Annotated in this window: 23 protein-coding genes and 1 pseudogene; 12 read left to right on the top strand and 12 right to left on the bottom strand. The window is 76.3% G+C overall.

The features are described from left to right. Nucleotides 1-19 precede the first annotated feature (19 nt). On the bottom strand, nucleotides 20-1117 hold the full coding sequence (locus tag ACFY0X_RS15805; protein WP_387754415.1) for a chemotaxis protein: 1098 nt from the start codon (nucleotides 1115-1117) through the stop codon (nucleotides 20-22). A gap of 273 nt (nucleotides 1118-1390) precedes the next feature. After that, complete coding sequence (locus ACFY0X_RS15800) at nucleotides 1391-1981, bottom strand: lytic polysaccharide monooxygenase (RefSeq protein WP_387754412.1); 591 nt, start codon at nucleotides 1979-1981, stop codon at nucleotides 1391-1393. 333 nt (nucleotides 1982-2314) lie between these two features. Here ACFY0X_RS15800 and ACFY0X_RS15795 point away from each other — a divergent pair, with 333 nt between their 5' ends. From ACFY0X_RS15795 to ACFY0X_RS15775, 5 genes are all read left to right on the top strand, one after another. Next, nucleotides 2315-2782 (top strand): MarR family winged helix-turn-helix transcriptional regulator, encoded by a 468-nt coding sequence (locus tag ACFY0X_RS15795; RefSeq protein WP_387754410.1) that lies wholly within the window; start codon nucleotides 2315-2317, stop codon nucleotides 2780-2782. A 266-nt stretch (nucleotides 2783-3048) separates the two neighbouring features. Beyond that, nucleotides 3049-4251, top strand: a complete 1203-nt coding sequence (locus ACFY0X_RS15790) for an MFS transporter (protein WP_387754407.1) — start codon at nucleotides 3049-3051, stop codon at nucleotides 4249-4251. A gap of 46 nt (nucleotides 4252-4297) precedes the next feature. Further along, a complete protein-coding gene (locus ACFY0X_RS15785) occupies nucleotides 4298-4729 on the top strand; it encodes a heme-binding protein (RefSeq protein ID WP_387754404.1) in 432 nt (143 codons plus the stop codon). A 109-nt stretch (nucleotides 4730-4838) separates the two neighbouring features. Next, nucleotides 4839-5669: an aldo/keto reductase gene (locus tag ACFY0X_RS15780; RefSeq protein WP_387754402.1), complete on the top strand. Its 831-nt coding sequence runs from the start codon at nucleotides 4839-4841 to the stop codon at nucleotides 5667-5669. Between the two features lie 76 nt (nucleotides 5670-5745). Further along, a complete protein-coding gene (locus tag ACFY0X_RS15775; RefSeq protein ID WP_387754399.1) occupies nucleotides 5746-6753 on the top strand; it encodes a TIGR03571 family LLM class oxidoreductase in 1008 nt (335 codons plus the stop codon). A 102-nt stretch (nucleotides 6754-6855) separates the two neighbouring features. On the opposite strand, the gene ACFY0X_RS15770 is transcribed toward ACFY0X_RS15775, so the two are convergent. Next, nucleotides 6856-8166, bottom strand: coding sequence for a M14 family zinc carboxypeptidase (locus tag ACFY0X_RS15770; protein WP_387754396.1), 1311 nt, complete (start codon nucleotides 8164-8166; stop codon nucleotides 6856-6858). A 208-nt stretch (nucleotides 8167-8374) separates the two neighbouring features. Between ACFY0X_RS15770 and ACFY0X_RS15765 the strand changes: the two genes are divergently transcribed. Further along, nucleotides 8375-9475, top strand: a complete 1101-nt coding sequence (locus tag ACFY0X_RS15765) for a glutamate--cysteine ligase (protein ID WP_387754393.1) — start codon at nucleotides 8375-8377, stop codon at nucleotides 9473-9475. A 38-nt stretch (nucleotides 9476-9513) separates the two neighbouring features. On the opposite strand, the gene ACFY0X_RS15760 is transcribed toward ACFY0X_RS15765, so the two are convergent. After that, a complete protein-coding gene (locus tag ACFY0X_RS15760) occupies nucleotides 9514-9756 on the bottom strand; it encodes a hypothetical protein (RefSeq protein WP_387754391.1) in 243 nt (80 codons plus the stop codon). A gap of 137 nt (nucleotides 9757-9893) precedes the next feature. Here ACFY0X_RS15760 and ACFY0X_RS15755 point away from each other — a divergent pair, with 137 nt between their 5' ends. Both ACFY0X_RS15755 and ACFY0X_RS15750 read left to right on the top strand, forming a co-directional pair. Beyond that, nucleotides 9894-11015 carry a YihY/virulence factor BrkB family protein gene (locus ACFY0X_RS15755; RefSeq protein WP_387754389.1) on the top strand — a complete coding sequence of 374 codons (1122 nt, stop codon included), beginning with the start codon at nucleotides 9894-9896 and terminating at the stop codon, nucleotides 11013-11015. A gap of 32 nt (nucleotides 11016-11047) precedes the next feature. Then, nucleotides 11048-11884, top strand: coding sequence for a hypothetical protein (locus ACFY0X_RS15750; RefSeq protein ID WP_387754386.1), 837 nt, complete (start codon nucleotides 11048-11050; stop codon nucleotides 11882-11884). A 46-nt stretch (nucleotides 11885-11930) separates the two neighbouring features. Here the strand turns inward: ACFY0X_RS15750 and ACFY0X_RS15745 are convergent, their stop codons facing one another. After that, entirely contained in the window at nucleotides 11931-13043 is a 1113-nt protein-coding gene (locus ACFY0X_RS15745; protein ID WP_387754384.1) for a mechanosensitive ion channel family protein, read from the bottom strand. A 237-nt stretch (nucleotides 13044-13280) separates the two neighbouring features. Between ACFY0X_RS15745 and ACFY0X_RS15740 the strand changes: the two genes are divergently transcribed. Further along, nucleotides 13281-13652 (top strand): PRC-barrel domain-containing protein, encoded by a 372-nt coding sequence (locus ACFY0X_RS15740; protein WP_387754381.1) that lies wholly within the window; start codon nucleotides 13281-13283, stop codon nucleotides 13650-13652. Nucleotides 13653-13750: 98 nt separating this feature from the next. Here the strand turns inward: ACFY0X_RS15740 and ACFY0X_RS15735 are convergent, their stop codons facing one another. The 3 genes from ACFY0X_RS15735 to ACFY0X_RS15725 all read right to left on the bottom strand — a co-directional run bounded on the left by ACFY0X_RS15735 (nucleotide 13751) and on the right by ACFY0X_RS15725 (nucleotide 15751). Then, nucleotides 13751-14230 (bottom strand): ATP-binding protein, encoded by a 480-nt coding sequence (locus ACFY0X_RS15735; RefSeq protein WP_387754379.1) that lies wholly within the window; start codon nucleotides 14228-14230, stop codon nucleotides 13751-13753. Nucleotides 14231-14370: 140 nt separating this feature from the next. After that, the gene (locus tag ACFY0X_RS15730; protein WP_387754376.1) at nucleotides 14371-14766 is read right to left on the bottom strand and encodes an STAS domain-containing protein; all 396 of its coding nucleotides are present in this window, start codon (nucleotides 14764-14766) and stop codon (nucleotides 14371-14373) included. Nucleotides 14767-14848: 82 nt separating this feature from the next. Then, the gene (locus ACFY0X_RS15725; RefSeq protein ID WP_387754373.1) at nucleotides 14849-15751 is read right to left on the bottom strand and encodes a SigB/SigF/SigG family RNA polymerase sigma factor; all 903 of its coding nucleotides are present in this window, start codon (nucleotides 15749-15751) and stop codon (nucleotides 14849-14851) included. 216 nt (nucleotides 15752-15967) lie between these two features. On the opposite strand from ACFY0X_RS15725, the gene ACFY0X_RS15720 reads away from it, so the two are divergent. Beyond that, nucleotides 15968-16609, top strand: coding sequence for a CatB-related O-acetyltransferase (locus tag ACFY0X_RS15720; RefSeq protein ID WP_387754909.1), 642 nt, complete (start codon nucleotides 15968-15970; stop codon nucleotides 16607-16609). 124 nt (nucleotides 16610-16733) lie between these two features. Beyond that, nucleotides 16734-17123 (top strand): annotated as a pseudogene (locus ACFY0X_RS15715) (tautomerase family protein); the annotation flags it as partial. A gap of 104 nt (nucleotides 17124-17227) precedes the next feature. On the opposite strand, the gene ACFY0X_RS15710 reads toward ACFY0X_RS15715, so the two are convergent. The 4 genes from ACFY0X_RS15710 to ACFY0X_RS15695 all read right to left on the bottom strand — a co-directional run bounded on the left by ACFY0X_RS15710 (nucleotide 17228) and on the right by ACFY0X_RS15695 (nucleotide 22142). Then, a complete protein-coding gene (locus ACFY0X_RS15710; protein ID WP_387754370.1) occupies nucleotides 17228-17530 on the bottom strand; it encodes a hypothetical protein in 303 nt (100 codons plus the stop codon). Beyond that, the gene (locus ACFY0X_RS15705) at nucleotides 17527-18012 is read right to left on the bottom strand and encodes a hypothetical protein (RefSeq protein WP_387754367.1); all 486 of its coding nucleotides are present in this window, start codon (nucleotides 18010-18012) and stop codon (nucleotides 17527-17529) included. The genes ACFY0X_RS15710 and ACFY0X_RS15705 overlap by 4 nt, the downstream gene beginning before the upstream one ends. A gap of 149 nt (nucleotides 18013-18161) precedes the next feature. Next, complete coding sequence (locus ACFY0X_RS15700; protein WP_387754364.1) at nucleotides 18162-21203, bottom strand: BTAD domain-containing putative transcriptional regulator; 3042 nt, start codon at nucleotides 21201-21203, stop codon at nucleotides 18162-18164. Between the two features lie 135 nt (nucleotides 21204-21338). After that, a complete protein-coding gene (locus ACFY0X_RS15695) occupies nucleotides 21339-22142 on the bottom strand; it encodes a DUF4232 domain-containing protein (protein ID WP_387754361.1) in 804 nt (267 codons plus the stop codon). A 182-nt stretch (nucleotides 22143-22324) separates the two neighbouring features. Between ACFY0X_RS15695 and ACFY0X_RS15690 the strand changes: the two genes are divergently transcribed. Continuing rightward, nucleotides 22325-23668, top strand: coding sequence for a helix-turn-helix domain-containing protein (locus tag ACFY0X_RS15690; protein ID WP_387754359.1), 1344 nt, complete (start codon nucleotides 22325-22327; stop codon nucleotides 23666-23668). Nucleotides 23669-23956: the final 288 nt, after the last annotated feature.

The following is a 23956-nucleotide window of genomic DNA, read 5'->3' as shown; positions in this document are numbered from 1 at the left end:
CGGGCCGGGCCGAGGGCGGTCAGTAGCGCAGGACGGCGGCGACCCGCCCGGAGTCGGCGAGGGTGCCGTCGGGGACGAAGCCGACCAGGCCGCCGGTGTCCAGGGTGCGTTCGACGACCTCGTCGACGATGTCGTCCCGGGCCCCGTCCTGGTCGGCCTCGGCGGGCACCAGGTGCTCGCCGTCGTCGCGCACGGTGGCGCGGAAGTCCTCCTCGACCACCAGGCGGGCGATCCGGCCCTGGCCGACGTTCTGCCAGACCTCGTCCAGGCCGGCCGCGAACTGCTGGGCGCCGCGGGCCTTGTCGAGCTGGGCGAGGTGCTCGGCGACCTCGCGCTCGGCGCGGGCGCGCACGGCCGGCTCGACCACCTTGCGGACGGTCTCGGCGTCGGCCTGGGCCAGGCCGCCGTGCGGCAGCTGGGCGGCGGCCTCCTTGGCGATCGGGCCGACGGCGTCCAGCAGGGCGAGCGCGGCGGCCTCGCCGACCACGTACAGCGGGCGGGGGGCGGCGGCCAGCAGCTTGCCGACCTCGGTGTCGGCCTGGCGCAGGAAGGTCTTGGTCCCCTCGTCGCGGAAGGTGCTGGGCGTGTCGCCGATCTGCTCCTGCCGTTCGGGGTCGGGGTTGTCGAAGACGCGTACCAGCGGGAAGCCGTGGGCCCTGTCCTCGGTGACCCGCTCCTCGGTGCCGCCCCACAGCACCACCTTGTCGGCGGCGACGGCGAGCACCCAGAACGGGCGCTCGGCGGCGTGCGCGGCGACCAGGTTGCGGGTGAGGTAGGTGTCGGACAGGACCACCCGGGCGGGGGTGCTGCGGCCGAGTGACCAGACCTGGTGCTCGCCGGGGGCGGCGAAGATCGCCAGGCCGTCCTCGGCGTGCACCAGGTCGACCTCGGCCAGTGCCCGGTCGAGCTGCTCCAGCACGTCGATCCGGTCGGCGCGGGAGACCTTCGGGTCGGCCTGGACGCGCTCCTTCGCCTCGGCCAGCAGGTTGCGCAGCCGGACCGGGTCCTGGGTGTTGTCCGGCTCCCTGCGGTGCGTGGGCATCAGGATCGACACCGCCGGGTAGGGCCGCGGCCGGCGCAGCTCGGCGAGGACGGCGGGGCTGAGGTCGGGGCGCATGGAGACCCTTTCCGAAGGCGGTCGGCCTTCTGGCGTGGACGCGCGGAGCCTGACACTGGGCACTGCTGCCCAAATGTCGTCAATGTACCCATTCACGGCTTCCGCGGCGCGCGCGCACGGCCCCGGGGACAGGGGGCGGGGCGGGCCCGGGGGGCGGGTCTCGGACGGGTGTCCCGCCGGCGCCGCCGCCCGGGGTCGGGCGGCGGCGCCGGCGGGACACGGCGGTCGGACGGTCCGGTCGTCCGGCCAGTCCGGTCGGGACGGTCGGGACGGTCAGAACTGGACGTCGGTGCAGGAGTAGAAGGCGTTGGCGGTGTCGGCGATCTCCCAGACCGCGACGACCACCTGGTGGCCGGTGCGGCCGGTGGGCAGGGTCGCGGTGTGGGTGGTGGTGGCGGCGGGCTGGCGGCCGTTGTAGGGGACGGTCAGGAACGGGGTGAGGTCCAGGGCGGCCCGGGTGATCGGCTGGCCGGCGCTGTAGCCGGGCTTGGTCAGGTAGTACTTGAAGTTCGTGGTGGAGTGCCGGGCCTCGATCTCCCAGGTGAAGGTGAGCTGCTGGCCCGCCGTCACCTTGGTGGTCGGCCAGGCGCCGTTGCGGGGGTTGTCCAGCGGGGCCCAGCGGGCGTCCCCGCCGGCGCAGATGGTGCCGTCCGCCGGGCCGCGGCTCGGGAAGCCCTTGGGGCCCTCGACGCTCTGCGGCTCCCACTGGATGTCGCCGCAGTCCCACGGGACGGCGTTGGCGCCGCAGAGCGCGGAACGGCTCGGCGGCAGGTTGATGAAGCCGTGCGACTGGGCCGGCAGGGCCGCCGCGATCGGCAGGACGATCGCGGCCGCGGCGGCGGCGATCAGGTGGCGCTTGCGCATGGTGCTCCTCCGTGGGGGTGGATGGAGTGTGCGCCCGGCGCGGGGCGTGCGCGTGCGCGTGGGGGTGCGCACGGCGGCCTGCCCGAGACGTGGCATGCCCGCGCCAGACCGGTTGCCCGACACCGTAGGATCTGGTCTCCCCCCGCGTCAATGGTCTGAACCATTTGCGCCAAAGCCCCGCGGATACTGGGCACCGCCCGGCACCGGACGCCCCCGGGCCCGCACCGCGCCCGCCCGGGGGATTGCTTGCATGAGCGCTATATAAGCTCTAGCCGATATTTCTGTTCATGGCTTATCCTGGATCCAGCCACGACTGGAAGGAGGCCAGGCCCCATGACCGCCACGGACCCCGCGCTCACCGCCCTCGCCAACGGTTGGGGGGCGCTCTCCGTCCTGCACGGCCGGATCGAGTCCCACATCGAGCGCGCCCTGCAGACCAAGCACGACCTGAGCGTGCGGGAGTACTCGCTGCTCGACGTGCTCAGCCGCCAGCACGACGGCGTGGGCGGGCACCTGCAGATGAAGCAGGTGGCCGACGCGGTGGTGCTCAGCCAGAGCGCCACCACCCGCCTGGTCACCCGGCTGGAGGACCGCGGCCTGCTGTCGCGCTACCTGTGTCCGACCGACCGCCGCGGCATCTACACCAATGTGAGCGAGGACGGCCTCAGGCTCCTGGAGGAGGCCCGGCCGACCAACGACGCGGCGCTGCGCGAGGCGCTGGCCGAGGCCGCCCGCAACCCCGAGCTGGCCTCGCTGGTCAAGGCGGTGGAGGCCGTGGACGCCGCCCCCCCCGCCCGCTGACCCGGCCGGCCCCACGCCGCCGCTCCCCCGGGCCCGGCCCGTCCGAACCGCACCCGCGGTCCGGACGGGCCGGGCCCTTTCGCGTTCGCGCACCCGCGCCCCGCACACCCGCACACCCACACACCCACACCAGGGGCCGCAGCACCGCGGCCCGCCCGAGCCCGTAGCGCGTGCATCCTATCCGCGTTTGCACTTATCGCGCGTCTGCAACTATTGTTTAAGCACGCAAGGCGCTAGCTCAAGCAATCACAGAAGGGTTCGGGCCCATGCCTCTCGCTCTCATCGCCCTGGCCATCGGCGCATTCGGGATCGGGACCACCGAGTTCGTGATCATGGGTCTCCTGCCCCAGATCGCCGGCGACTACGGCGTCTCCATCCCCGACGCGGGCCTGCTGGTCACCGGCTACGCCCTCGGCGTCGTCATCGGCGCCCCGCTGATGACCGTCCTCGGCACCAGGATCAGCCGCAAGACCATGCTCATGCTGCTGATGGGCCTGTTCGTGGCCGGGAACCTGCTCTCCGCGTCCGCCCCCTCCTTCCCCGTGATGCTGGCCGGGCGCATCGTGACCTCGCTCGCCCACGGCGCCTTCTTCGGCATCGGCTCCGTGGTCGCCGCCGACCTCGTCGCCCCGCAGAAGAAGGCCGGCGCCATCGCCACCATGTTCACCGGGCTGACCGTCGCCAACATCGTCGGCGTGCCGCTGGGCACCTTCATCGGCCAGGCCGTCGGCTGGCGCGCCACCTTCGCCGGCGTCGCCGCGCTCGGTGTGGTCGGCCTGCTCGGCATCGCCCGCCTGGTTCCCGCCATGCCCCGCGCCGAGGGCGCCCACCTGCGCGGGGAGCTGACCGCCTTCCGCAACCCGCAGGTGCTGCTCGCGATGGCGATGACCGTGCTCGGCTTCGGCGGGGTCTTCGCCGCGATCACCTACATCGCCCCGATGATGACCAACGTCGCCGGCTACGCCGAGGGCTCCGTCACCTGGCTGCTGGTGCTGTTCGGCGTCGGCATGTTCCTCGGCAACCTGCTGGGCGGGCGCTACGCCGACCGCAGGCTGATGCCGATGCTCTACACCACCCTCGGCGGCCTCGCCGTGGTGCTGGCCCTGTTCACCCTCACCGCGCACAACAAGGTGCTGGCCGCCGTCACCGTCCTGCTGGTGGGTGCCCTCGGCTTCGCCACCGTCCCCCCGCTGCAGAAGCGGGTCCTGGACCAGGCCCACGGCGCCCCCACCCTGGCCTCCGCCGTCAACATCGGCGCCTTCAACCTCGGCAACGCGCTGGCCGCCTGGCTCGGCGGGGCCGTCATCGCCGCCGGGCTCGGCTACACCGCCCCGAACTGGGTCGGCGCCGCCCTCGCCGCGGCCGCCCTGCTGCTGGCCTTCTGGTCCGCCGCCCTGGAGCGCCGCGACCACGCCCGTGCGGCCGTCGCCCCGGGCGCGGCTGCCCGCCCCGCCGCCCTGCACCACTGACCATCGACCTGACCGGACCCCACCCCACCCCGGGAGAACCACCGCCATGAGCACCACCGCCGTCGTCCCGCTCACCACCGCCGACGCCGAGACCCTCGTCGCCGCCGCCCGTACCGCCGCCGAGGCCGCCGGCGCGACGGTCAGCGTCACCGTCCTGGACGCGGGCGGCCACCTGCTCGCCTTCCGCCGCGACGACCGCGCCGTGCTGATCTCCGGCGAGACCAGCACCCGCAAGGCCTACACCGCGCTGCAGCTGGACGCCCCCACCGCCGACCTGGTCGACCTGGTCAAGCCCGACGGGCCGTTCCACTCCCTGCCCACCGCGCTGGACCGCCCGCTGCTGTTCCTCGCCGGCGGCCTGCCGGTCCACCGCGACGGCCGGCTGGTCGGCGCCATCGGCGTCGGCGGCGGCGCCCCCGAGCAGGACCACGCCTTCGCCGCCGCCGCCCTGGCCGAGCTCGCCGCGCCCGCCCGCTGAGCACCACGGCCCGCACCCCGCGGGACGTCGTCCTGCGCGACGGCCCCGGCAGCGCCCGGACCGTCCACTCCCCCCTCACCGACCGCACCGCCCGAAGGAGCACCCGACCATGACCACCCCCAGCGTCCCCACCGTGAAGTTGAACAACGGCGTCGAGATCCCCCAGCTCGGCTTCGGCGTCTTCCAGGTCCCCGACGAGCAGACCACCGCCGCCGTCGCCGCCGCCCTGGAGGCCGGCTACCGCAGCATCGACACCGCCGCCATCTACGGCAACGAGACCGGCGTCGGCCGCGCCCTGGCCGCCTCCGGCGTGGCCCGCGAGGACCTGTTCGTCACCACCAAGCTGTGGAACGCCGACCAGGGTCACGACGCCACCCTGCGCGCCTTCGACGCCAGCCTCGCCAAGCTCGGCCTGGACCACGTCGACCTCTACCTCATCCACTGGCCCACCCCGGCCCGCGACCTCTACCTCGACTCCTGGCGCGCCATCGAGAGCCTCGCCGAGGAGGGCCGCATCCGCGCCGCCGGCGTCTCCAACTTCCAGCCCGCCCACCTCCAGCGCCTGCTGGACAACAGCTCGCTGGTGCCCGCCGTCAACCAGGTCGAGCTGCACCCCGGCCTCCAGCAGGCCGAGCTGCGCGCCTTCCACGCCGCGCACGGCATCGCCACCGAGGCCTGGAGCCCGCTCGCCCAGGGCGCCGTCCTGGACGACCCGGCGATCACCGCCGTCGCCGAGCGCACCGGCAAGTCCCCCGCCCAGGTCGTCCTGCGCTGGCACCTGCAGCTCGGCAACATCGTCATCCCCAAGTCGGTCACCCCGGCCCGCATCCGGCAGAACCTCGACGTCTTCGACTTCGAGCTGACCGAGCAGGACATGGCCGCCGTCGCCGCCACCGATCGCGGCCTGCGCACCGGCCCGCACCCGGACCAGTTCAACTGATCCGCCCCGCCCCACCACTCCCGTCCCGGGCGGTCGCACCGCCGCCCGGGACGGGGCCTTCCCCGAGGACCCCGCCATGGCACCGCCCCACCCCGCACTCGCCAAACTGGCCCCCGCCGACGGCCGGCTGACCATCGGCCTGGAACTGCCCCTGGACAACGACTGGGGCCAGGACCGCGGCCGGGCCGACCGCGAGGCGGGCCGCCCCTTCGGCGTCCCCGACCTCGCCGAGCACGCCCGCCTCGCCCGGCTCGCCGACCGCCTCGGCTTCGCCGCCCTGTGGGTGCGCGACGTCCCGCTCTACGACCCGCTCCAGTTCGGCGACGCCGGCAGCGTCTTCGAGACCTTCACCCACCTGGGCCACCTCGCCGCCCTCACCCGCGACGCGGTCCTCGCCACCGGCGCGGTCGTCCTGCCGCTGCGCGAACCGCTGCTGGTCGCCAAGGCCGCCGCCACCGTCGACGTGCTCTCCGGCGGCCGCCTGCTGCTCGGCCTGGCCAGCGGCGACCGCCCCGTCGAGTACCCGCTGTTCGACCGCGACTTCCACCACCGCGGCCAGGCCTTCCGCACCGGCGTCCGAACCCTGCGCGCCGCCTGGCGCCCCGGCCCGCTGGAACTGCCCGCCGCCGGCCTCGGCGCCGAGCGGCAGCTGGAGGTCCTCCCCCGGCCCAGCCACCCCGCGGGCATCCCGATCGCGGTGGCCGGCGGCGCCCAGCAGAGCCCCGAGTGGATCGCCGAGCACGCCGACGCCTCCCTCAACTACCCGCGCGACCCGGGCGCACTGCGCCTGCGGATGCGCCAGTGGCGCGACCTCGCCGGCGACAAGCCCTACCTGACCCCGATGGTGCTCACCCTCGCCGAGGACCCGGCCGCCGCCCCGCGCCCCATCCGCCTCGGCCTCAGCACCGGGCGCACCGCGCTGATCGAGCACCTGGAGCTGATGTCCGACCTCGGCGTCTCCCACGTCTCCTTCAACCTGCGCCCCAACGACCGCCCGGTCGACGACCTCCTCCACGAACTCGCCGAGGAAGTCCTGCCCCGCTTCGCCGCCCCGGCCCCGGCCGCCGCCGGACAGCACGGCTGAGCCGACGGCAAGCCCCCCACCCGCGCCCGCGTCCCGCCCCCGGGACGCGGGCGCGGGTACAGGTAGGGGTGCGGCGGGCGGTGGGCGGCCGGGGGCCGGGCGTCAGGGCGCCGGGTGGCGCAGGGCGACGGCCGCGCGCACGGTGTTGGCCTGGTGGGCGCCCTGGTGGGCGACCGGCAGCCAGACCGGTTCGAAGCGCCGCTGGTACTGGGCGCACCAGTCCCGCAGGAGGTGGTCGAGGCGGGCGGCCTCGCGGGCGGCGGGGGCGCCGGCCACCCGGACGGCGCGGCGCAGCAGGGCGGCGGCGCGCACCGGCACGCGGTGGGCCCACAGGTCGATGCCGGTGAGGCGGGCGCGGGTCATCGGGGTGTGCAGGAGGTCGTGTCCGTGGACCTCGGGGTCCCAGGCGTCGGCGAGCTGGTGCAGGGCGGTCAGCGGGGTGCGGGCGGCGCGCAGCAGTGGGGTGTCGGGGTGGCGCAGGTGGGGCAGGGCGGCGTCGAGGAGTGCGGTGAGGAGGGTGCCGCGGTGGCGCAGGCGGTCGGCGGTGGTGCGCAGGTGGCGGTGGACGTCGTCGGCGGGGCGGTGGTCGCCGAGGTGGGCGCTGGTGAAGGCGGGGACTTCGACGAGGACGGTCTCGCCGCCGTGGCGTTGCGGGGCGAACCAGGTGCCGGAGCGGCCGCGGTCGCCCTGGTGGGGGGTGAGCATGCCGGTGGTGCGTTCCTGGTGGTCGATGTGGTGGGGGGTCATCAGGTAGACGCCGGGGCCGGATTCGTGCAGGTGGAAGGTGTCGAAGGCGCCGGTCTCGACGGGGATGCCGAGGTGGGCGGCGGAGCGGGCGAAGGGGTGGGCGAGGGCGGTGGGGTCGCTGGTGGCCTGGACGAAGGTGCCGCCGACGTCGGTGCTGTGCAGGGAGAACTGGAGGGTGGGGCGCAGTTCGTCGACGAGGTCGAGGAGGGCGCGGCTCTCGGGGAGGTCGGCGCCGATGGCGGGGGCCCATTCGGGCTGGTCCTCGGCGGCGGGGCGGTAGTAGTGGGCGAAGTAGGCGGGCAGGGTGCGGGCGGTGCGGCTGCCGTCGGCGAGGTGGGCGCCGTCGGGGTCGAGGCAGAGCAGGAAGTGCCAGGTGAGGTCGGGGTGCGGGCGGGTGAGGGCGTGGTGGGCGAGGTCGGTGACGGCGGTGCGGGCGGCGAACTCGTCGGCGTGGGCGCCGGCGACGACCAGGACGTCGTGGGGGCCGTGGCCGACGGTGAGCAGGGTCAGGGGGCGGCCGGCGCGGGAGGTGCCGACGGTGCGCACCCGGCACAGGTCGGGCCACCGGGTGGCCAGCCGGCGTGCGGTGTCGTCGAGTTCGGCGAGGGTGGGGTAGTGGTCGTGGTGGGGGGCGGCCGTGGCCGCGGGGGTCGTCGCGTCGGTCACCTTCGGTTTCCTCCCCTGGGTCGTGGCAAGTAGTTGTACCTGCCGCAGGGGTTCGCGGTACGGGCGGGGCCCGGCCGGCTGCGGGGATCCGGGCGGGGCCCGGCCGGGTGCGGGGAGCCGGGCGGGGCCCGGCCGGGTGCGGGGATACGGGCGGGGTCCGTCGTGGCCCGGCCGCGTGCGAACGGCCCGGCGGGGTAGCCGAGCGGGCATGCTGACACTCGGAGTCGAGGAAGAGTACCTGCTGGTCGACCCCCGCGACGGCGCGCCGATGCCCCGCGCCGCCGAGGTCCTGGCCACCGCCTCGCTGGCGCCCGCGCTGCGCCCGCCGGAGGCGCAGCACGAGCTGCTCCAGGTCCAGGTGGAGAGCGCCACCCCGGTCTGCGAGGACCTCCCCGCGGTGGGCCGCCACCTGGCGCGGGTGCGGGCGGCGCTGAACGCGGCCGCCGCCCAGCACGGCTGCCGGGTCGTCCCGGTCGGCTCCGCCCCGTTCGCTCCCGCCGGCGGGGTGCCGGTCACCGACGACACCCGTTACCGGCGGGCCCGGCGCCAGGCGCCCGCCCTGGTCGACGACCTGATGCTGAACGGCATGCACGTCCACGTCGGCGTGGCCGACGAGGAGGAGCGCGTGGGCGCCCTGGTACGGCTGCGGCCCTGGCTGCCCGTGCTGATCGCGCTCAGCGCCAACTCGCCCTACTGGCGCGGGCGCGACACCCGCTTCGCCAGCTGGCGGACCGTCCACTTCGACCAGTGGGCGGTGAGCGGCCCGCCGCCCGCCTTCCGCGACGCCGCCGACCACCGGCGGCGGGTGGCGGCGCTGCGCGCGGCCGGGGTCGTGGCCGACGACGGCCAGCTCTACTGGCAGGCCCGGCTGTCCGCGCGCTACCCGACGGTGGAGGTGCGGGCGACGGACGTGCAGCTGACGGTCGCCGACGCCGAACTGTTCGCCGGCCTGATCCGGGGCCTGGTCGCCGCGGCCGTGCTGGAGGAGCGGGCCGGGCGCCCGCGCCCGGAGGCCGCCGACGAACTGCTGCGCGCCGCCGTCTGGCACGCCGCCCGCACCGGGACGCACGGCGACCTGGTCTCCCCCGACGGCACCTGCCGCCCGGCCGCGGCCGTGGTCGGGCAGCTGCGCGCCTACGCCGCCCCCGGTCTGGAGGCCACCGGCGACACCGGGCGGGTGGAGGAGCTGTGGCGGGGCTTCGAGCTCCGGGGCAGCGGCGCCGACCGCCAGCGCCGCTGGTACCGCGAGCTGGGCCGCGAGGGCCTGGCCGAGCGCCTGGTCGCCTCCACCGTCACCCGCACGCCGTGACCGCGGGCGACGGCGCCCGGCCCCCGCCGCTCAAGGAGTCAGGCGCCGTCCCCGTCCCCGTCCCCGTCGTCCGCCCCGCCGTCGCCCCCGTCCCCGGTGCGCTCGTCGGGGCCGAGCCGCCGGGCCCGGCCGGGTTCGGCGGTGGTCGCCTCGCCCTGCTCCTCGGTGCTCCGCTCCTCGTCGCCCGGCCCGGCTCCCGGCGCCCGGGGGTCGCTGGAGGCGTCGTCTCCGTCGTGGTGCAGCGGCACGCCGCCCGCGCCGCCCTGGGGGATCTCGTTCACCGTCGGCTCCTCGCCTCGTGGTCCGTCGCCCGCTCGCCTCGCGGGTGCCCGCTTCGCGGGTTGCGCCTCGCGGGTGCCCGGGAGGCGGCGGACCAATCCCCGGGTGTCGCGCCGGGCGCCGGGGGCAGACGCGCGGTGTGAATCCCATCGAACGGGGCCTGCGGGCCGTGGACGGCTTCCAGCAGCGCCACCGGGCCACCGGCCTGGTGGTCGGCGTCGTACGCAAGTACGGGGACGACCGGGGCGGGCTGCTGTCCGCCCTGATCACCTACTACGGCTTCGTCGCCCTGATCCCGCTGCTGCTCCTGCTCAGCACCGCCCTCGGCTTCGTCCTGCACGGCCACCCCGACGCGCAGCGCGCGGTCGTGGACTCCGCGCTCGCCGACTTCCCGATCATCGGCGACCAGCTGCGCCAGAACGTCCACTCCCTGGCGGGCAGCGGCCTGGCGTTGCTGATCGGCGCGCTGGGGCTGCTGTACGGGGCGCTGGGCATCGCGCAGGTCCTGCAGCACGCGATGGCCGAGGTGTGGAACGTGCCCGGGGTGCAGCGGCCCGGCTACTGGCCGCGGCTGGCGCGCAGCCTGCTGCTGTTCGCGGTGCTGGGCAGCGGGCTGGTGCTGGGCACCGCCGCCGCCTCGCTGGTCGGCGGCACGCTGGCCGGGACGGCCGCCCGGATCGGGGGGCTGGTGGTCTCGGCGCTGGTGAACGCCGCGCTGTGCCTGGCCTGCTTCCGGGTGCTCACCCCGCGCGAGGTCCCGCTGCGGGCGCTGTGGCCGGGCTGCGCGCTCGCCGGGCCGCTGTTCACCGCGCTGCAGGCGGGCGGCGCGCTGCTGGTCACCCACGCGCTGCGGCACGCGAGCCAGGTCTACGGGTTCTTCGCGACGGTGATCGGGCTGCTGTCCTGGATCTACCTGGCGGCGCAGGTCACCGTGTACGCGGCCGAGGTGAACGTGGTGCTCGCCCGGCGGCTGTGGCCGCGCAGCCTGCTGCAGCCGCCGCTGACGGAGGCCGACCAGGCGGTGCTGTCCTCGGTCGCCCGCCAGGAGGAGCGCCGGCCCGAGCAGCGGGTCGACGTCTCCTTCCCGGGCGAGCCCGAGGGCCCGGATGCCGCCGACCGGGACGCCGCCCCGGGCAGTGGGAAGAACGGCACGAAGAACGGCACGAAGAACGGCGCGGAGAGCGGTGGGACGGGCGGTGGGACGGGCGGGGGCGCCACGGACGCCGCCCGCGACGACAGGCTTCGCCCCGATTCGTCCTGATTCGTACTTTCGGCAGCGGGCAGAGCACACACATGAGCGAACCACTCCCCCACGAACCGGACCCCGCGACCGACCCGGCGGCAACGGCGGAAGCGGCGGAAGCGGCCGGCCCGGCGGACACGGCGGAGGCGGCGGAGGCCAGGCGGCTGACCGACGAGCTGCGGGCCGCGGTGGCGGAGCCGCGCACCGCCGCCCTGGTCCTGACCCGGCGGGTGCGCGCCGCCCGGCGCGGCCGGGTCTGGACGGCCCTCGGCTTCCCCTCCTGGGACGCCTACGCCCTGGCCGAGCTCGGCCTCTCCCGGCCCACCGCCTACCGGCTGCTGGACCTCGCGGCGGTGGCCGGGGCGATCGAGGAGACCGTCGGCCGCGAGGCCGGGCCGCAGCTCGCGCACGGCTGGGACGCCTGGCCGGTGCTGTCCGTCCAGGCGGTCGTCGACCTGCGCGGCCGGCTGGCCGAACTCACCGACCTGATCACCGAGCGGCTGGCCCGGGTGCGCGCCGAAGCCGGCGGCGCGGCGCCGCAGCCCGCCCTGGTGGGCGCCGCCGTGGCCGACGCCGTCGCCGAGCTGCGGGAGCGCCCGGACGTGCCGCCGGTCGACCTCCAGGGCGTCCGCAGCCCCGACGGCCACGACGTCGAGGCCTGGCGCCACGTCGTCGCGCGGGGCCTGGACGCGCAGCAGCAGGTGCTCGGCGGCTTCCGGGAGCTGGGCCTGCTGGCCCTGCGGGTCGCGCCGGGCTACGTCGCGGACCGCGACGCCGAGGCGGTGCTGCACCTGCTCGGCAAGGAGCTCGGCAGCACCTGCGAGGAGCTGCTGGCCTGCCGCCGCTACGCCCTGACCGGCGACGCCCGCGCGGTCGAGGGCCGGTGAGGACGGCCGGCCGCGAGGCCTGGCGGGAGGCCCGGAACGGCCCCGGTCACCCGCCGTCCGCGCCGGGCCGGGCCCGCGGCCGCGGCACCGGGGGCGGCCCGTCGGCGCCGTCCCCGGCGTCCGGGGAGGAACCGGGCGCCGGGGCCACCGGCAGCCGGGGCAGGGCGTACGGGTGGTGGTCGCGCAGGTAGCCGATGAGGTGCTCGCGCAGCTGGCAGCGCAGCTCGAAGGCGTCGGCGCCGTCCGCCGCGGTGGCCAGCACCCGCACCACGATGGTGGTGGGGGTGGTGTCGACCACCTGGAGGGCGCTGCCCTCGCGGTCCCACAGTTCGTTGCCGGCCAGGAAGGCGTCGAACTCCTTGCGCAGCAGGGGGATCGGGGCGTGGTGGTCGAGGTGGAGCAGCGCGGTGCCGGTGATCCGGCTGGAGCGGCGGGACCAGTTCTCGAACGGGCGGCCGACGAAGTACGACATCGGCATCACCAGGCGCCGCTGGTCCCAGGTGGCGATCACCACGGCGGTCAGGGTGATCTCCTCCACCTCGCCCCACTCGCCGCCGACCACGACCACGTCGCCGATCCGGGCGAGGTCGCCGAAGGCCATCTGGACGCCGGCGAAGACGTTGGCCAGGGTGCTCTGGGCCGCGACGCCCGCCACCACGCCGACCAGTCCGGCGGAGGCGAGCAGGCTCGTGCCGACGCCGCGCACCGCCGGGAAGGTCATCAGGACCGCGCCCAGCGTCACCACGGCGACGATCGCCTGGCCGATCCGGCCGAGCAGGTCGGCCTGGGTGCGGGCGCGCCCGGCCCAGGCGGGGTCGCGGCGGTGCACGGCCAGCCGCAGGGTGCTGTCCACGACCAGCGCCACCACCCGGGCGCACAGCCAGCCGCCGGAGGCGATGGCGAGGATCACCGCCAGGTGGCGCAGCCCCTCGCTCGCGGCGGGCGGCGCGGCGATCCAGGGCAGGGCGGCGAGCAGGAGCAGACAGGCCGTCAGCGCCAGCAGCGGGAGCCGGCAGCGGCGTACCACCAGGGGTATGCCGGCGGTGCCCGCGCGGGCGGCCAGGCGCCGTCCCGCGAGCTGCGTGATCCGGTCCAGGCCGTACGCGAAGAGCACCGCCGCGGCGCTCGCCAGTGCCAGCCGTAGCAGGCTCCACCACATCTGCCGTTCTTCCCTTCGCCGGGGGCCGCCGGCGGGCGCCCGGACGGGCGCCACCGGTCACCTGTTCGCTTTTCCCGGCGGGGCGCGGCCATTCCTGCCGGTGACGGACCCCACAGGGGCCGCCGGACGGCGCGTCCGACGGGGCGGCATGGATGCGGCGGTCCGGGGCAGCCGGTCATCGCGCGTCCGCGCCGGGCCCGGCACCCCGCCGGCCCGGCCCACGGAAGGGAGAAACGCATGAGCGGGAACGTCGACATCTGGGAGTTCCGCAGCACCAGCGGCCACAGCGCCGGTACCGACCTCATCGGGTTCCACGTGGAGGCGGTGGACGGCTCCGTCGGCAAGGTGGACAAGCTGTCCGAGGAGGTGGGGGCGCAGTACCTGGTCGTGGACACCGGCCCGTGGATCTTCGGCAAGCGGGTGCTGCTGCCGGCCGGCACCGTCATCCGCATCGAGGTCGCGGAGCAGAAGGTGTACGTGGACCGGACCAGGGAGGAGATCAAGCACAGCCCCGATCTCGACAGCGGGGCGCTGGAGGAGCCGGAGTCCCCGTTCCGGGACCAGTACGCGCTCTACTACGGCCCGTTCTACGGCAACCGCGCCATCTGACCCGCGGCCGGCTGGGCCGTCGGCCGTCGCCGCCGCCCCGGGGCGGCGGCCGGCCGCCGTGCGGGCCTGCGCACCCGGCCCGGGCCGGTCCCGGAAGGTCAGTCCCGGGTCAGCCGGTGGGCGTCGAACTCGGCCCAGACGGCCTTGCCCTGGCCGTGCGGTTCGGCGCCCCAGCGGTCGGCGGTGCGCTGCACGATGAACAGGCCGTGGCCGCCGGGCAGGGCCGGCTCGTGCGGCAGGCGCAGGACGGGCATGACCGGGCTGCGGTCGCTGACCTCCACCCGCAGGCGCTGCCCGGTGGCGTGCAGGACCAGCTCCGACGGGCCGTCACCGTGCAGCATGGCGTTGGCCACCAGCTCCGCCACCAGCAGCACGACGTCCTCGCCGACGCCCTCGTGGGCGTGCGGCGCCCCGGCGGGCGGGTACCAGTCGCCGACGGCCTCGGCGGTGAAGGCCCGGGCCCGGGCGACCGGCTTGGGGAGCCCCGCCAGGGGCAGCCGTCTGCGCTGGCCGCCGGGCGGCAGCACCGGGCCGGCCCGGTGCGCTTCGCCGTCCAGGGTTCCCCGGCTCATCGTCATGTGAGGGCACCCTTTCGGATCGACGGCGGTTCGCAGGGTCGGTTTCCCGGCGCTCCCGGGATTATGCCTGCCCCGGCGCCGGGTGCGCGCCCCCTACGGCACAGTCCCCGGCGCACCGTGTACGGCGCACCGGGGACCGCTCAGGCCGCCAGGGCCTCCTCGGCCGAGGCGTGGATGGAGAACACCGCCCGGGTGCCGGTCAGTTCGAGGACCCGCATCACGGTGGGCGGCACCGCGGCCAGGTGCAGCTCCACGCCTTCCTCCCCCGCCGCCAGACGGGTCCTGAGCAGGAGGTTCAGGCCGGAGGAGTCGCAGAAGCCGACCCCGGCGAGGTCGATCACCACCGCGCCGGGCCGCTGCGCGACCAGGGCGGTGAGGGTGTCGGCCGCCGGGGCGAGCGTCTCGATGTCGAGGTCGCCCGCCAGGGCGCAGACCACCGCACCGGCCGCCGCGTGGCGGGTGCGCACCGCCAGCTGCGCACGGTACGGGGAGGCCGCCGGCCCGGGGGCCCGCTGGTCGTTGTCGGATGGCATCATCGTCGTCCCCTCGTGTCCGTGCCCTCCGACCTTACGTACGCGGAGTCCCGCGGCCAAACGGGTGCGGGGGCGGCAGGCACCCTCAGTCCTTCTCCAGCCCCTCGCGCAGGCGCCGCAGGGTGCGCGAGAGCAGTCGGGAGACGTGCATCTGGGACACCCCCAGGCGCTCACCGATCTGCGACTGCGTCAGGTCCTCGCAGAAGCGCATCGACAGGATCAGCCGCTCGCGCTCCGGCAGGGCGGCGACCAGCGGCTTGAGCGCCACCAGGTCCTCCACCTTGGACAGGTCCCGGTCCTCCTCGCCGAAGCGCTCGCCCAGGCCGCCGGGGCGGTCGTCGTCCTCGGTGCTGATGTCCAGGGAGCCCGCGGTGTGCCCGTTCGCGGCGGTCAGGCCCTCGACCACCTCCTCCTGGGAGATCTCCAGGTGGCGGGCCAGCTCGGCCACCGTGGGGGCCCGGTCCAGCTCCTGCGCCAGGCGGTCCTGGGCCTTGGCCAGCACGATCCGCAGCTCCTGGAGGCGGCGCGGCACGTGGACGGCCCAGGTGGTGTCGCGGAAGTGCCGGCGGATCTCGCCGAGCACGGTGGGCAGCGCGAAGGTGGTGAACTCGACGCCCAGCTCGGGGTCGAACCGGTCGATGGCCTTGATCAGGCCGACCGCCCCGACCTGCAGCAGGTCCTCCTGCGGCTCGCGGTGCGCGGTGAAGCGGCGGATCGCGTACCTGACCAGGGACAGGTTCATCTCCACCAGGGTGGCCCGCACGTACGAGTACTCCCGGGTGCCCTCCTCCAGCGAGGCGAGCCGGCGCAGCAGCACCCGGGTGAGCTCGCGGGCGTCGGCGGGCGCCACCTCGCGCGGGTCGCCGGCCGCGGCGAGTTCCGGTGGCAGCAGGTCGCGCAGCCCCGCTGTGGCGGAGGCGGCCGTGCGGGACGGGTCCTCCGTCGGCGAAGCGGCGGAGGCGGTCAGTTCACCAGTGGTCGTGACCATCGGAGTCCTTCCTCGAGTCGGCACGGTCGAACGCCCCGACTACCCCGCCCCGGCCCGTCGATGCAGTGACGCCGTGTGGAGGTTTCGTGAATCCCGGCCGGGCGTGCGGGCGGGACCGGGGGATCCGCTGGACGGCGGCCCCGCCCGGTGGATCATGGACCGGCGCGCCCCGGCGCCCCGAGACCCCTCGTCCACGCGAAAGCGGTGCCCCTCGTGATCCCCGCCGTGCCCGACCCGACCGTGCTGCACCCCGTCCCCGGGCAGCCCCGGGTGGTCCTCCTCAAGCCGCTGGTCACCTCGCCGCTGATCGAGGTGGGCGAGTACTCGTACTACGACGACCCGGACGACCCGACGGCGTTCGAGACCCGCAACGTGCTGTACCACTACGGGCCGGAGAAGCTCGTCATCGGGCGGTTCTGCGCCTTCGCCACGGGGGTGCGGTTCGTGATGAACGGCGCCAACCACCGGATGGACGGGCCCTCCACCTTCCCCTTCCCCGTCATGGGCGGCGCCTGGGCCGAGCACGTCGACCTGATCACCGGCCTGCCCGGACGCGGCGACACCGTGGTCGGCCACGACGTGTGGCTCGGCCACGGCGTCACCGTCATGCCCGGGGTGCGCATCGGCCACGGCGCGATCGTCGCCGCCGGATCCGTCGTCACCTCCGACGTCCCCGACTACGCCGTCGCCGGCGGCAACCCCGCCAAGGTGATCCGGCTGCGCCACGACGAGGCCGACGTCGCCCGCCTGCTGGACCTCGCCTGGTGGCACTGGCCCCTCGAACACCTGACCTGCCACCTGCGCACCGTCATGTCCGGCACCGTCGACGAGCTGGCCGCCGCCGCGCCCGGCGCCTGAACCGACCCCGGTCCGGCGGCGGCCCCACCCGGGCCGCCGCCGGACCACCACCCCCTTCTGTACCTACTGGTATGTACAGGGGTAGTCTCAAGGCCCTCAGGGACCTCGGGGAAGGAGCCGTGCCGTGCCATTCGTCCGCATCGACGCGCTGGGGGCCGACCCCGAGCGGCTGGACGCCCTCGGGCGCGCCGTGCACCAGGCCCTGCAGGAGACGATCGGCATCCCGGCCGACGACCACTTCCAGGTGCTGACCGGCCACGACGGCGTCAGCGGCACGCTGCGCTACGGCGGCTACCTCGGCGTGCACCGGGACGAGGGCATCGTGTACGTGTCCGTGACCCTGCGCGCCGGGCGGCCGGCCGGGCGCAAGCGGGCCCTGTACCGCCGGATCGCCGAACTCGCCCACGCGTACGCGGGCACCGAGCCCCGCAACGTGTTCGTCGTCCTCACCGAGAACGCGTCGGTCGACTGGTCGCTCGGCCACGGCCTCGCCCAGTACGACCCGGAGCCCGGCGCCCGGGCCGGGCGCCCGCCGCACCTGCCGGACACGGCGGGGCCCTCGGACTCCTCGGGCGTGTCCGACGGTTCGCGCACCCGGCGGGAATCGTCGGACACTCCCTAACGGTCGGCCGGGTCGTGGAGCCGGCGGGCGGCGGTGCGGATGGCGTGGGTGTACGGGGCGTCCAGGGCGCGGGTGCGGGCGTCGAGGTCGCGGAAGGCCACCAGGGCCTTGTGGCTGTCGTCGGTGCTCTGGGTCCAGGCCGTCCAGGCGTTGTGGACGTCCTCGTCGGTGACCTGCTCGCCCTTGGCCTGGAGCAGCACGGCGTAGATGCGGAAGAGGTCGTCGGAGCCGGCGGGAGGCGTGGCCTCCGTGGGCAGGCAGGAGCGGATCAGTTCGGCGATGGGATCGAGGTGGCTCATACGGCCAGTGTGCCGGTGGCGAGCGTGCCGGTGAGCAGGATCAGGTGGGCCACCGCGAATATCATCGGCACGAGCCGTTCGGTGGTGCCGAGTTCGGTGTAGTGCCGGCGCCGCCGGCCGGACGCCGCGGCGTTGCGCAGCACGTCCCACTCGTCGGTGTAGATCCGCGCGGAGAGCTTGTCCTCCAGGCTGTTGATGACCCGGAACTTGGCGCCGTTGAGGTCCCGGTAGCTGCGCAGCTGCATCCACCAGGCGCCGGAGAGGGTGATGCCGGCCAGGGCGACGGCCGTCGCCACCCACCACGGGGACTCCGACAGCTTGGGTATCCCGAAGCCGATCAGGGTGACCAGCGCGGTCTGCACGGACAGGAAGAAGGTGTTGGCGCTGCCCCGGCGGGCCGAGACCCGGTCGGCCATCTCCACGGCGAGCTTGTACAGCTCCAGCAGCTCGGTCTGACGGTTCGGCTCCGGCGGCGTGGTCATCGCGCGTCCCCCCTCGGGCAGGTGGTGTGCCGGCTTCGCCCGCTGCCCGGGCTCCCCCCGGTGTCCATCCTTCCCTGCGGGCCGGCCCGCCAGTGCTGCCGGCCGGTGCCGCCGCCGGCCGGGCGGCCGGCTGCCCGGCCGGCTGCCCGTCAGGTGGCGACGGCCGCGGCGGTGGCGGCGACCGCGGCCGCCGCGGCGCTGCCGGCCGACAGGGCGCGCAGCGCCGCACCCGCCTCCGACTCCCCTTCCTCGTACTGGTGTTCACGGGCGGTGCGCAGCGCGGCGCCGAGGTGGCGGGCGGCCTCCTCGGGGTGGCCGGTGGCGGCCAGCGCGCGGCCGTAGAGGGTCTGCAGGACCACTCGGCGGGTGACCGGGAAGGGCGGTTCGGCGACGGCCAGGCCGCGGGCGGCGTGGTGGGCGGCCTCCTCGGCGGCGCCGGCGGCCAGGCACTCGGCCGCCAGGTGCTGGCGGGCGAGGGCCACCAGGTCGGCGCGTCCGGCCCGTTCGGCCAGTGACAGGGCCTTCAGCAGCAGTCCGCTCACCCGGGCCCGGCCGGCCCGGTCGCCGTGGCGGGCGAGGGCGAGGGCGTGGTTGACCAGGGCGACGGCCTGGGCGGTGCCGTCGCCGGCCCGGGCGGCGAGGTCGGGGGCGCGTTCCAGGTGGACGAGGGCCTGGTCGGGGCGGCCCTCCTCCAGCAGCACCCAGCCCAGCAGGGCCCGGGCGCGGGACTGGGCGCCGGGGTCGCGGTCGGCCTCGGCGGCGGCCAGGCCGTGTTCGAGCAGCGGCGCCCAGCCGTCCCTGACCTGCCAGACGATCAGCGGCCACTGGAGCAGCACCAGGCGCCAGGCGCGGTCGTGCAGTCCGGCGGCGACCGCCGCCTCGACCGCGCCGCGCAGGGTGTCGCGTTCGGCGGCGTACCAGGCGAGCGCGCTCGCCCGGTCGGGGAAGGGCCGAACCTCGGCGGGGCGGCGGGTGCCGGGCGGCAGGGCGCAGCAGGGTTCGCTGCCCGGTTCGGCGGCGGCGCAGGCGCTGAGGAGGGTGTTGAGCAGGTGGTCGAGCAGTCGGGGCAGCACCTCGGTGTCGGTGTCGCCGGGCAGGCTGCGGGCGTAGAGGCGGACCAGGTCGTGCAGGGTGTAGGCGTCCCGGCCGATCTGGACGATCAGGTGGGCGGTGGCCAGTTGGGCCAGTGCGGCGGCGGCCTCCTCGGGGCGGCAGCCGGCCAGCGCGGCGGCGGTGCGGCTGTCGAGGGTGGCGCCGGTGTGGGCGCCGAGGCGGCGCAGCATCCGGCTCGCGGGTTCGCTCAGGTGCTGGACGGTCAGGGCGAGGGCCGCGGCGACGCTGGTGTCCTCGACGTCGAGCAGGCCCAGGCGGTTCTGCTCGTCGGCGAGTTCGTCGGCGAGGGCGGCCAGCGCGCGGGCCGGGCCGGTGGCGAGGCGGGCGGCGGCCAGCCGCAGGGCCAGCGGCAGGCCGTCGCACAGGCCGGCGAGGCGGGCGGCGGCCTCGGGTTCGGCGGCGACCAGGTCGGGGCCGAGGGTGGCGGCGAGCAGGGTGACGGCCTGCGGGGAGGAGAGTTCGGCGAGCGGTACGGGGCGGGCGGCGTCGGAGGCGACCAGGCCGCCGAGCCGGTCGCGGCTGGTGACCAGGGTGACGCAGTCGTCGCCGTCGGGCAGCAGCGGGCGGACCTGGTCGGAGCGGCGGGCGTTGTCCAGGACGATCAGCATCCGCCGGGTGGCGGTCAGTTCCCGGTAGCGGGCGGCCATCGCCTCGGGGGTGGCGGGCATCCGCTCGGCGGGCAGGCCCAGGGCGAGCAGCAGTTCGCGCAGGACGGCGGCGGTGTCGCGTTCGGGCAGCGGGCTGTGGCCGCACAGGTCGACGAAGAGCCGGCCGTCGGGGAAGTCCTGCCGGCGGCGGTGGGCCCAGTACAGGGCGAGGGTGGTCTTGCCGACGCCGGCGCCGCCGGTGAGCACGGCGACGGCGCCGGGGGTGGCGGTGGCCCGGTCCAGTGCGGCCAGTTCGTCCTCCCGGCCGGCGAAGCCGCGCGGGCGGCGGGGGAAGGGCCAGGGGGTGTGCTGCGGGCCGGCGTCGGCGGCGGGCACCGCCGGGGGGCGGACGAGGACGGTCGGCGCGGGGGCGAGGGCGGGCGCGGGCGCGGGCGCGGGCTGCGGCTCGTCGGCGGGTGCCGGTGCGGCGGCGGGCGGCGCGGGTTCGGGTACGGCGGCGGGTCCCGGTCCGGCAGGGGACGGCAGCGCGGCGGACGGCAGCGCGGCGACCGGCACGGCGGCGGGTGCGGGCCGCTGGTCGGGGACGGAGGCCAGGCCGCCGACGGTGGCGACCCGCGCGGGCGGGACCCGGTCGGCCCCCGGGCGCTGCGGCGGCTGCTGGCCGCCGGGCAGCCGGGCGGGCGGCACCCGGTGGGAGCGGCCCGGCAGCACGTCGGCGCGCTGCGGCACGTCGGCGCGCAGCAGGCGGTCGTAGGCGTCGGTGAGTTCCGGCCCGGGGTCGATGCCGAGTTCCTCGGCCAGGGCGCGGCGGGTGCGGTGGTACCAGTCCAGGGCTTCCGAGCGGCGCCCCGCGCGGCCGAGGGCGTGCACGAGTTCGGCGACCAGCGGTTCCCGCAGCGGGTTGGCGGTGGCTTCGGTGTGCAGCAGGTTCGCGGCCGTGCCGTGGTCGCCGAGCCGGCCGTGGGCGCGGGCCAGTTCCTCGGCGGCGGTCAGCCGCAGTTCCTCCAGGGCCTGGGCGGCGCACCGCAGCGGCAGGCCGGCCGTGGTGCCGGCGAGGGCCGGGCCCCGCCACAGGGCGAGGGCCTCGCGCAGGGCGGCGGCGGCCTCGCCGGCGTCGTCCAGGGCGCGGGCGCGGGCCACCAGGCGCTCGAACCGTACGGTGTCCACCGCCTGGTCGGGCACCCGCAGCCGGTAGGCGCCGTTGTCGGTGACGAGCTCGATGCCGGCGGCGGGGGCGTCGTGGGCGGTGAGCAGGGAGCGCAGCCCGGAGACGTGGTTGTGGATGACGGTGCGCGAGTGCCGGGGCGGCTCCTCGTCCCAGAGGGTCTCGGTGAGCCGTTCGACGGTGACGGGTGCTCCGGGGTGGAGCAGCAGCATGGCCAGCAGGCTGCGTCGTTTGGCCGATCCGGCCGGAAGCTCCCGGCCGTCCGCGGCCACCACGGCCACCGAGCCCAGCAGTCGGAACTCCACGCACCCCCCTCAGAGGTAAAGATGTATATGACAAGCATATGACAGCAGGCGATCTGACGATCGCGGAGCGTCGCCCTCCCCGGCGGGGGCGGACCGGCACCGTGGGGGTGCCGTCCCGGCCGCCGCGGCCGGGGACTACCAGGTGACGGCGACGTCCAGGTCGTGCTGCCAGTAGGTGACCTTGAGCGAGTCGTCGATGTGAAGACCCTTCGGCGGCAGCGAAGGGTTGCTTCCCGCGCCGACACTCTCGCCGCCGGAGGGGCCCTGGAAGTAGACGGCCAGTGAAGTCTCGGTGCGGCCCCGGCCGCCGCTGCCGTCGGCGGCGGACAGGCTCACCGAGGCGTAGCCGGACTCGCCCGGCTTCAGCGTGACGACGGCCTGCGGCTTGGAGTCCTCGATGACCGGCGGCACCGACTGGGCCTCGCCGAAGCGTACGGCCGGGTAGCCGTAGAGGTGGCAAGGGGCGCTACCGGTGTTGGTGACGGTCAGCAGCAGGTGGTTGATCGGGCGCGGCAGCATCGCCGCGACGGTCCTGGTGACGGAACCCTCGCAGGTGACGGCCTTGCCGTCGGCGGCCGCCGGGGGCTTCGGGGCGGCGGTGGGGGCCTTCGCGGAGGGCTTGGCGGGGGCGGGGGCGGGGGCGCCGGTCTGGGCCGGTGCGGGGGAGGCGGCCGGGGCGGGGGCGCTCGCGGCGGGGGCGGCGGGGGCGGGGGCGGGGGCGCCGGTCTGGGCCGGTGCGGGGGAGGCGGCCGGGGCGGGGGCGCTCGCGGCGGGGGCGGCGGGGGCGGCGGGCGCCGGGGAGGCCGCCGACGTCCCCTTGCCGCCCGTGTCCGCCGCGTCGTCGTTGCACGCGCTCAGCGAGAGCGCGGCGACCGCCACGCCCGCGACGGCGGTCAGGAGGCGGGTGCGGGAGGTGCGGGAGGTGCGGATGCCGGGCATGTGGCCGTGTCCCCTTCGGTGCTCGGGCCGGTGTGGTGCTTGGATGGCCGGAGCTTGCCCGGTGATCCGTCCCAGCCGCCACGGTCAACGGCCGGTTCGGGACGGTGGGACACTGGAACGGGCCCTGAGCAGGGGGAATGCGGGGGCCCTGGAACGCGGGGATGAGACGTGGGGGATGCGCGATGGAACAGCCGCGGACGACGGGGAGCTCGGCGGCGGACGATCTCGCGGCACTGCTGGGGGAGCTGAAGGAGCGTTCGGGGCTCAGCTACGGGGCGCTGGCCAAGCGCCTGCACATGAGCACCTCGACGCTGCACCGGTACTGCATCGGCGCCGTGGTGCCCACCGGGTTCGCGCCGCTGGACCGCCTGGCGCGGCTGTGCCGGGCGACGCCGCAGGAGCTGACGGAGCTGCACCGGCGCTGGATCCTGGCGGACGCGGCGCGCCGGGCCCGGCCGGAGGCAGGGGCGGCGGCGGGCGCGGCGGCGACGACGGAGCCGGAGCCGGAGCCCGTACCGGATGTGACGCCGTTAGTGCAGGACGGACCCGGGGACGGCCCGGAGAACGGCCCGGACGGCCCGGTCACCGTCGGCGTGGTGCCCGAGCGGCCCGCGCCGCGCCGGGGCCGGCGCGGCGTGCTGGTGGCCGCGGTCGCGGCGGCGGCCGTGCTGGGCGCGGTGGCGCTCAGCCTCGCGCCCGTCGGCGGGGACGGGAACAGGGACGGGAGCGGGAGCGGGAGCGGCGGCGCGAGCACGGCCGCCGAGCAGCCGGGCACCGCCTGGCCCTCCCCGGCGGGCCTCTCCCCCGCTCCCCCGGACGAGGGGAGCCCCGCGCCCTCCGCCCCCGCCCCCACCGGCTCCACCGCGACGGGCACCTCCGCCACGGCCTCCACCGGCTCCCCGGCCGCCCCCACCGCCGCCACCACCGCCGATCCACTGCGGGTCACGACCCGCCCCTACGTCTACGACAACCCGTGCTACCAGCACTTCCTGGTCAACAAGCCGCCCCAGCAGGTCGGTCCGCCCGCCGGCGAGCAGGACGCGCCGCGCTGGGCGGCGGCCAACGGCGCGGTCGCCTCCGACGAGCAGCGGGTCGCGCTGACCGTCCAGGGCACCGGGAAGGACACCGTCGTCCTGGAGGCGCTGCACGTACGGGTCGTCACCAAGGGCGCGCCGCTCGCCTGGAACGACTACGCGATGGGGTCGGGCTGCGGCAGCGACGTGGAGAGCGCCTCCTTCGACGTCGACCTGGACAGCGGCAGCCCGACGGTCGCCGCCCGGCGCGGGCAGCGGGACTTCCCGCGCAAGGTCAGCGAGTCCGACCCCGAAGTCCTCTACGTCACCGTGCGCACCCGGGCGCACGACGTGCGCTGGGACCTCACCCTGGACTGGTCCAGCGGCGGGCGCCGGGGAACGGTGCGCGTCGACGCGGGCGCCGGCACGCCGTTCCGCACCAGCGCGGGCGCCGCGCGGCCGGGCTACGACTATCCGCCGGGGGCCCGTGAGTGGAGCCGGCGCGAGGGCTGAGCCAGCCGTGGTGGGCGTCCGGGGTGAGCGTCCGGGGCGTGGGCCGCTGGACGCCCTCGCCGGCCGGGCGTCCTCGCCGGTCGGCGGGTCTCGATGACGACCTTCTCGATGACCACGTCCCGGGCGTCCGGCCCCGGCCGGATCCGGGCCGCGCGGACGGTGGCCGTAAGATCCCCGACAGCACCGGGCCCGTCAGGCCCCTCCCCACGTCTCCGCAGCTCACGCGGGTGCGTGTGATCGCCGGGACGCCCCGGCGGCCGGGAGAATGGTGCGGACGGTCCCCGGAAG

The sequence above is a fragment of the Kitasatospora sp. NPDC001547 genome, assembly GCF_042894165.1.
In the GTDB taxonomy this organism is placed as follows: domain Bacteria; phylum Actinomycetota; class Actinomycetes; order Streptomycetales; family Streptomycetaceae; genus Kitasatospora.
This window is presented reverse-complemented; position numbering and strand designations above follow the sequence as displayed.